This window comes from Streptococcus sp. UBA632, from assembly GCF_002300045.1.
In the GTDB taxonomy this organism is placed as follows: domain Bacteria; phylum Bacillota; class Bacilli; order Lactobacillales; family Streptococcaceae; genus Streptococcus; species Streptococcus alactolyticus.
In genome coordinates, this window is sequence record NZ_DBPA01000006.1 from 20,224 (window position 1) to 27,878 (window position 7,655).

Consider the following 7,655-nt stretch of genomic DNA (forward strand, 5'->3'; position numbering starts at 1 on the left):
ACTTTTACATCTAACACTCCTATTGACCTAAAAACCCCAACTGTTAGCAGCTGGGATTCATTTTATTCTCTTTGTAAAGGCTAGTCCACAAGGTTTTCAGCCTCTTTTAATTTGACCGAAACGATGCGGGAAATGCCTGATTCTTGCATGGTAACGCCGTAAATGCTATCTGCGGCAGCCATGGTTCCCTTACGGTGGGTTACCACGATGAATTGGCTGGATTGGTCAAAACGGTTTAGGTAATCCCCGAAACGTTTGACATTAGCTTCGTCCAAGGCAGCCTCTACCTCATCCAAAATCACAAACGGAATGGTCTTGATGCGGATGATTGAAAAGAGCAGAGCCAAAGCAGACAGGGCTTTTTCTCCCCCTGACATCAAATTCAAAGATTGGATTTTTTTGCCGGGTGGTTGCACCGAAATCTCAACCCCAGCGGTCAACACATTGTCATCCGTCAAAGACAATTCAGCCGAACCACCACCAAACATTTGGCGGAAGGTTAGTTTGAAGGACTCACGAATGGCATTGAAAGTCGTTTGGAAACGCGTTTTCACTTCGTCATCCATATCGTTGATGGTTCCCAAAAGCAAATCTTTGGAATGAATCAAGTCGTCTTTTTGCGTGTTTAGGAAGGTCAGACGTTCCTTGACTCCTTGATATTGCTCAATAGAATCCAGATTGATAGGCCCCAAAGCCTTGATTTGACGATGCAAGTCTTGCAAGCATTGGCGAGCACGTGGCATGTCCTCAATGGCTTGGCTGGCTTGTTTGGCGTCCTCCAAGGTAAATTGGTAATCCTCAGATAAGTCTTGAGCAAATTGACGCAGGCGGCTAGATACTTGGCTGATTTGAGCTTCTAGGATAGCTTGCTGACGAATCAAATCCTCGTTTTTCTGATTTTCACGCGTCATCAAATTAGCCAATTCTTCCAGCTGTGCCTCGCAGTCTTCCAATTCGAAGCGTTGGCTAACCAGTTGTTTGTCAAGCTCTGATTTTTTGGCCTGAGCAGCTTCTTGTTGCTTTTGCAAAATAGGCAAGCGTTCCAACTGATTGTCGTCTTTGGTCGTTGCCAAAAATTGCTCCAAGCGCTCAATTTCTTCTTTCTTTTCAGCCAAAGTCACTTCGAGGCGAGTTTTATTGGCAGACTCAAATTTTCGCTCACTCAATAAATCATGCTCTGTCAAGGTTTCCTGTGACAATTGCTGACGCAGGCTGGCTACTTTTTGCGTGGTGGCTTGCTTGTTTTCTTTAATCTGCTCAATTTCAAGGTTCAAGGCTTCTTTACGTTCAGCAATAGCCTGCAAATCAGCTTCCAGTTTGGCTTTTTGTTCCTGCAAGGCCACATCGTCTTGCGCACCTTCTGAGGCTTGCAAACGTTGGTAAAGTTGCTTAACATCAGTCAAACGTTCTGCCAATTGCTGGTATTCCAGCTCTGCCTTTTGCTCTGCAAATCGTGCCTGTTCGCTGTCTGCTTTTAATTGTTTCAGGCGTTCTTGTTGAGCTTTCAAGCGTTCTTGCAAGGATTGAACCTGCTTTTCTTGTTGCAACTGCAAGCTTCGCAATTCTCCCAATTCAGCCACAAGGTAATCCAATTCAGGCTTGATGAACATCGTGTTATTTTGACGATTGGCACCACCTGAAAAAGAACCGCCTGGACGGATTTCGGTTCCATCTAGGGTTACCAAACGCACCTGATAATGCAAACGGCGGGCTGCTTGATTGGCGTGGTCTACTGTATCAAAAATAGCCGTCGTTCCCAGTAAATTCTGGAAAATGGTATCTAGACGTGACTCCACAGCAACCAAGTCGCTGGCTACACCTAAAAAGCCTTGACTACCTTTTAGTAGTGAACGGTTTTGAGCAGATAGGTGTCTTGGCTTAATGGTTGTGAGTGGTAAGAAAGTTGCCCGCCCTTGACGTTTTTTCTTCAGAAAATCAATGGAACGTTTCGCAGATGCCTCATCTTCTACAATGACGTGCTGGCTTGCTCCTCCAAGAGCAATTTCAAGTGCCGTCTGGTAATGTTTGTCAAAGGTCAAGTGCTCACTCACCGCACCAATAATGCCACCTAGCTGAGCTGAAGCTTGCAAAACAGCCTTAACACCAGTGTAAAACTGGCTGTGATTTTTCAAAATAGAGGCTAAGCTGGCCTGTCTGGCTTCTTTGGACTTGATCACATCCAATTGGTCAAAGAGTTTGTCTTGTTGGCTGTGGTAGTCTTTTTCAAGCTGATTGGTTTCTTGCTGTACCTTTTGATAAGTATCTAGCAAGTCCTTAACGTCTTGACGAGAGGCTTCAAAATGCGCCAAAGCAGCCTTAGCTTCTTCTTGCAAGCTTGCTAAATTAGCCTGCGTTTTTGAGAGTTCTTCGGACTTGGATGCCGATAATTGTTTTTGATTATCCATGTCCGCCAAGGTCGCGGTCAATCGGTTGGACAACTCTGCCTCTTTTTGCATCAAGCCGACAAATTCTTCACGCAAATGCTCAATCACTTGGTCTGGGTCCGATGAAAATTGCTGCAACTCTGCTTCCAAGTGCTTGATTTGCGAACGCGTAGTGCTCAATTGCTCGTTTAATTGCTTTAAGTGTTCTTTCTTTTGTGTCACTTCTTCTTGCAATTGGCTTTGCGTAGCTTTCAATTCCTGTAATTGGCTACTTGTGGCTTGTTTTTTCTCTTCTTTTTGGCTGGATTCGAAGGTAATCAAATCCATCTGATGAGCGACATCAGCTAAAGTTTTCGTGACAAGCATCAAGTCATCTTGCCCCTTGGAAATGGCTTCAGACAACTGGCGACGTTTGTCTTTTAAGGCATGATTTTTCTTTTCCAAATGCTCTTGCTGAGCATAAAAAGCCGACAAATCTGTCTGCACAGTCGCCAGAGAACTCTTCAACTGCTCCAACTGAGCTTGATCTGTTTGAATATCCTCAACCAAAATACTCAACTGCAGTTGCTTGCGTTCCTCTTCAAAAACCAGAAACTGCTGGGCAACCTGAGCTTGTCTTTCTAAAGGCACGATTTGCGTGTCCAATTCATAAATAATATCTTCCAAGCGGTCTAGATTGTCTTGCGTTTGATTGAGTTTGGTCTGCGTTTCTTTCTTACGTGTCTTGTATTTCAACACACCCGCAGCCTCTTCAAAAATAGCCCGACGTTCTTCGGGTTTGCTATTGAAAATCTCCTCCACACGCCCTTGGGAAATGATTGAAAAAGAATCCCGACCCAAGCCCGTATCCATGAACAAATCGTGAATATCACGCAAACGAACCTTGCGCCCGTCAATCAAATACTCACTATCACCACTACGGTAAATCCGACGCTCAATGCGAATGGTTTCCTTAGCTTGTGGGATAAAACCATCTGAATTATCCAGCACCACGGTTACCTGAGCGTAATTGAGGGCTTTACGTGTTTCTGTACCTGCAAAAATGACATCTGGCATCTTGCCACCGCGCAAGCTTTTGGCAGAGGATTCTCCTAGCGCCCAACGCAGACTTTCGGTGATATTGGATTTTCCAGACCCATTAGGTCCGACAATCGCCGTCACCCCTTTGTCAAAGCTGACCAGCGTTTTATCTGCAAAAGATTTGAACCCTTGCATCTCGATTTCTTTTAAGTGCATAATCAAACAAAAAAGGCAAACACACCTAAGAAAGCATGAACGACTCTTCAAACAGTCAGCTCAACACTTGCAATAGGTGAGCATTGCCCTTCGTAATTCCTTTCAAAACAGTTATTGCAACGCGTCTAAAGCATTTTTGGCGGCATCTTGTTCCGCTAATTTTTTCGACTTGCCAATACCTTTGCTTTTGGCTTCATCATTAACAAATACCGTCACTTCAAAGACCTTGGCATGGGCAGGACCTGATTCATTAGACACACGGTAATCAATGCTCACATCACCTTGCCCTTGCAGCAATTCTTGAAGAGTGGTTTTGTAGTCTTTGACACGTTCAAAATTACCCTTTTCGACTTGGGGAATCATGACCTTGTTCAAAAAGGCATTGACCGCCTCAACACCTTGGTCCATCAATAAAGCACCAAGAAAGGCTTCAAACAAATCCCCTAAAATCGTGTCACGGTGGCGACCGCCTGATTTTTCTTCGCCATTGCCTAATTTGATGTAGGCATCAAAACCACAATAACGTGAAAAACCAGCCAATGATTCCTCACGAACAATCATGGAACGCATTTTTGACAAATCCCCTTCGGGTTTTTTAGGGTATTTTTTAAATAAGTATTGTGAAATCAATAATTGAAGAACGGCGTCTCCTAAAAATTCCAAGCGCTCATTATGTGAAATGTTTAGGAGACGATGTTCATTGGCATAAGAAGTGTGGGTAAAGGCTGTTTCCAACAACGTCTTATCCTTGAAATCGATTCCAAATTCTTGCTTCAGTTTTTCATTTAAAGCTTGCACAACAAATCTCCCTTCAACATAGACCTAGCAACGCCGACATCAACAAAAGCTGCCTGTCACACATCTTAACAAACAGTGTTATAGACCTTTTTATTATACCAAAAAGTCGTGAAAAATGTTGAGCCAATCGCAATTTCGCTTGAAATATCTCCACAATCTAAAAAAGCTAGCAACCAAAAGGCGGTTGACCTAGCTTTGCTTTGTTTAAAGAATTGTTAATGGCGTCGCTTCATCTGGTGAAGTATCATGGACCGTCATGTCATTTCCTACCCCAAAATCAGCCTGCATGAGATTATTTTCCATGGTCATGTGCGCCAATTCTTTAATATTATTTTCCTTGCTCAAATGCCCTAGGTAAATCTTTTTCGTGCGGTTACCAATGGTGCGAATCATGGTTTGGGCACCGTCCTCATTGGACAAGTGTCCCTTGTCAGACAAAATGCGTTGTTTCAAACTCCAAGGATAGGCTCCTGAACGCAAAATATCCACATCGTGATTGGCTTCAATGAGATAACCATCGGCATTTTCAATCATACCAGCCATGCGGTCACTCACATAACCCGTATCTGTCAACAAGACAAAAGACTTATCATCCTTCATCAAACGGTAAAATTGAGGGTCCACAGCGTCATGACTAACCCCAAAACTTTCGATATCAATGTCACCAAAGGTCATGAGTTTGCCACGTTCAAAAACGTGCTTTTGCACATTGTCCAATTTCCCAATCATTTGGCGGCTATCAATGGTTTCCCACGTTTTTTCATTGGCATAGATGTCAAGGTGATAGCGACGCGCTAGAACCCCAACACCCTTAATATGGTCAGAGTGCTCGTGAGTGACAAAGATAGCATCCAAATCCTCTGGCTTACGGTCAATTTCAGCCAGCAAACTCGTGATTTTCTTACCTGTCAACCCCGCATCGATTAAAAAACGCTTTTTAGGCGTTTCGACATAAAAGGAATTTCCTGTTGAACCAGAAGCTAAAATACTATATTTAAAACTACTGTCTGACATCTATTCTTCATTGTCCTCCCATTCATCATAAACTTCAGAATCTTTTTCATATGGAAGTACAATCGTAAAGGTTGAGCCCTTTCCATATGTACTTTGTGCCCAAATAAAGCCCTTGTGTTGTTTGACAATTTCCTTGGCAATAGCTAAACCAAGCCCTGAACCACCTTGGGCACGGCTTCTTGCCTTATCCACACGGTAGAAACGATCAAAGATAAGCGGCAAATCTTTTTTCGGAATACCAAGCCCCTCATCAGAAATGGAAATGATTAACTGGGTTTCTGTCGTCCGCATTTTCACCGTAATTTTGCCACCATCTGGCGAATACTTGATAGCATTGTTTAAAATGTTATCCAAGACTTGCGTCATTTTATCTGGGTCAATTTCCAGCCAAATGGGCTTGATAGGGTAATCACGCACAATCTCGTAATACTTGCCACTAATGGTATCTTGGTTTTTGATTTGGTCAAAACGGTTCAAAATCGAGGTCATAAAAGCTGTAAAATTGGTCACTTCTACTTCCAGACGAACCGTCTGATTATCAATCCGCGATAGGTTGAGCAAGTCCGAAATCATGCGAATCATGCGATTAGTCTCATCCAAAGACACCTTGATAAAGCTAGGGGCGATATCTTCTTTCAGCGCTCCCTCGTCCAAAGCTTCCAGATACGATTTGACAGAGGTCAAGGGCGTCCGCAACTCGTGACTGACATTGGAAACAAAGAGGCGACGCTCCCTGTCTTCTTTTTCCTGCTCAGTTGTGTCGTGCAAAACGGCAATAAGCCCTGAAATAAAGCCACTATCACGGCGATTTAAGGCAAATCGAATACGCAAGGTGATAAATTCACCCGTTTCGTCCCGACGGTTTAAAACAATCTCAGGCGTCTTTGACACCAAATCATGATAAGTGTAATGACTGTCCGACCCTAAAATATCAATGATATTAAGTTTCAAAGCCTCCACGCGCTCCAAATTCAGCTGCTGCTGCGCCGTTTGGTTAATCATGGTGATATTGCCCGCACGGTCCGTAGCAAGCACCCCATCGGTCATGTAAGACAAGATGCTGGCTAAACGATTTTTTTCTTGGGCTAAATTTTCTTGGGCTAAGCGAAAGACGGTTGACAAATCATTTAATTGCGCTGCTAATTCTGCTAAATCTCTATCTTTTTTGATAACAATGTCTTCGGAATATTGTCCTGTAATCAGCTCTCGCACCTTACCGCTTAAACGCCTGATATTAAGAGACGTGCGGTAATCACGAATCGCCAAATACACAAAATAAACCGCTACAAAAGCTAAAAGGAAGAGGAGCGTTTGCTCAAAATAATCTAACATTACCTTATTCATAAGATTTCATGTAATAACCAACACCACGTCGGGTCAAAATGTATTCAGGTCGGCTAGGCGTGTCTTCGATTTTTTCACGCAAGCGACGAATCGTCACGTCAACAGTACGAACATCGCCGAAATAATCATAGCCCCAAACCGTTTCCAACAAATATTCACGCGTCATCACTTGTCCCATGTGGGTTGCCAAATGATGCAATAATTCAAATTCACGGTGGGTCAATTCGATATCTTCCCCACGTTTTTGAGCAACAAAAGCATCTGGCAAAATCTCCAAATCCCCAATCACAATTTCAGAACCAGTTGTTGAGGCATTTTCCTCAGCCACGGCACTTTCAATGTTTTCCGTGCGTCGCAAGTGAGCCTTCACACGCGCCAACAACTCACGATTTGAAAATGGTTTAGTCACATAATCATCGGCCCCAATTTCCAAACCAATAACCTTATCAAACTCACTATCTTTAGCCGATAGCATGATAATCGGAATGTGGCTCGTTTTACGAACTTCCTTAGCCACTTCAAGCCCGTCTAATTCTGGCAACATCAAGTCCAAAATAATCAAATCAGGCGATTCTTCCTCAAATTTCTTCAAGGCTTCACGACCATCAAAAGCCGTGATGGTTTCATAACCTTCCTTGTTCAAATTAAATTTAATAATATCCGAAATCGGTTTTTCATCATCAATAATAAGAATTTTTTTCATATGCCACCTCTTCATTCTTCAACAATTCAAAAATTCTCACACCACAATCGGTAAGCGATTGTCCTAACTGCTACCCTTGATTATAACAAATTTCGAATTCAATTGGAAATATTGATCACCTTGTTTGCTTACTTGCCTCTTTTTTGACGATAACACCATATCTATTGTTACACATT

The 7,655-nt window shown here is 42.9% G+C and carries 5 protein-coding genes; all 5 read right to left on the reverse strand.

Annotation, left to right across the window (positions count from 1 at the left end; translation table 11 throughout):
* Positions 1–80: 80 nt before the first annotated feature.
* Entirely contained in the window at positions 81–3,620 is a 3,540-nt protein-coding gene (gene smc, locus B3473_RS00415) for a chromosome segregation protein SMC (RefSeq protein WP_235280760.1), read from the reverse strand.
* Positions 3,621–3,731: 111 nt separating this feature from the next.
* On the reverse strand, positions 3,732–4,418 hold the full coding sequence (gene rnc / locus B3473_RS00420; RefSeq protein ID WP_167829298.1) for a ribonuclease III: 687 nt from the start codon (positions 4,416–4,418) through the stop codon (positions 3,732–3,734).
* A 204-nt stretch (positions 4,419–4,622) separates the two neighbouring features.
* On the reverse strand, positions 4,623–5,432 hold the full coding sequence (locus B3473_RS00425) for an MBL fold metallo-hydrolase (protein ID WP_154455019.1): 810 nt from the start codon (positions 5,430–5,432) through the stop codon (positions 4,623–4,625).
* Entirely contained in the window at positions 5,433–6,776 is a 1,344-nt protein-coding gene (gene vicK / locus B3473_RS00430; protein ID WP_154455018.1) for a cell wall metabolism sensor histidine kinase VicK, read from the reverse strand.
* Positions 6,769–7,479 (reverse strand): response regulator YycF, encoded by a 711-nt coding sequence (yycF, locus tag B3473_RS00435; protein WP_154455017.1) that lies wholly within the window; start codon positions 7,477–7,479, stop codon positions 6,769–6,771. The genes vicK and yycF overlap by 8 nt, the downstream gene beginning before the upstream one ends.
* Positions 7,480–7,655 lie beyond the last annotated feature (176 nt).

Coding starts and splice junctions, on each gene's coding strand:
- vicK (WP_154455018.1), bottom strand. CDS start 6,776: ATGAATAAGGTAATGTTAGATTATTTTGAGCAAACGCTCCTCTTCCTT.
- yycF (WP_154455017.1), bottom strand. CDS start 7,479: ATGAAAAAAATTCTTATTATTGATGATGAAAAACCGATTTCGGATATT.
- smc (WP_235280760.1), bottom strand. CDS start 3,620: ATGCACTTAAAAGAAATCGAGATGCAAGGGTTCAAATCTTTTGCAGAT.
- B3473_RS00425 (WP_154455019.1), bottom strand. CDS start 5,432: ATGTCAGACAGTAGTTTTAAATATAGTATTTTAGCTTCTGGTTCAACA.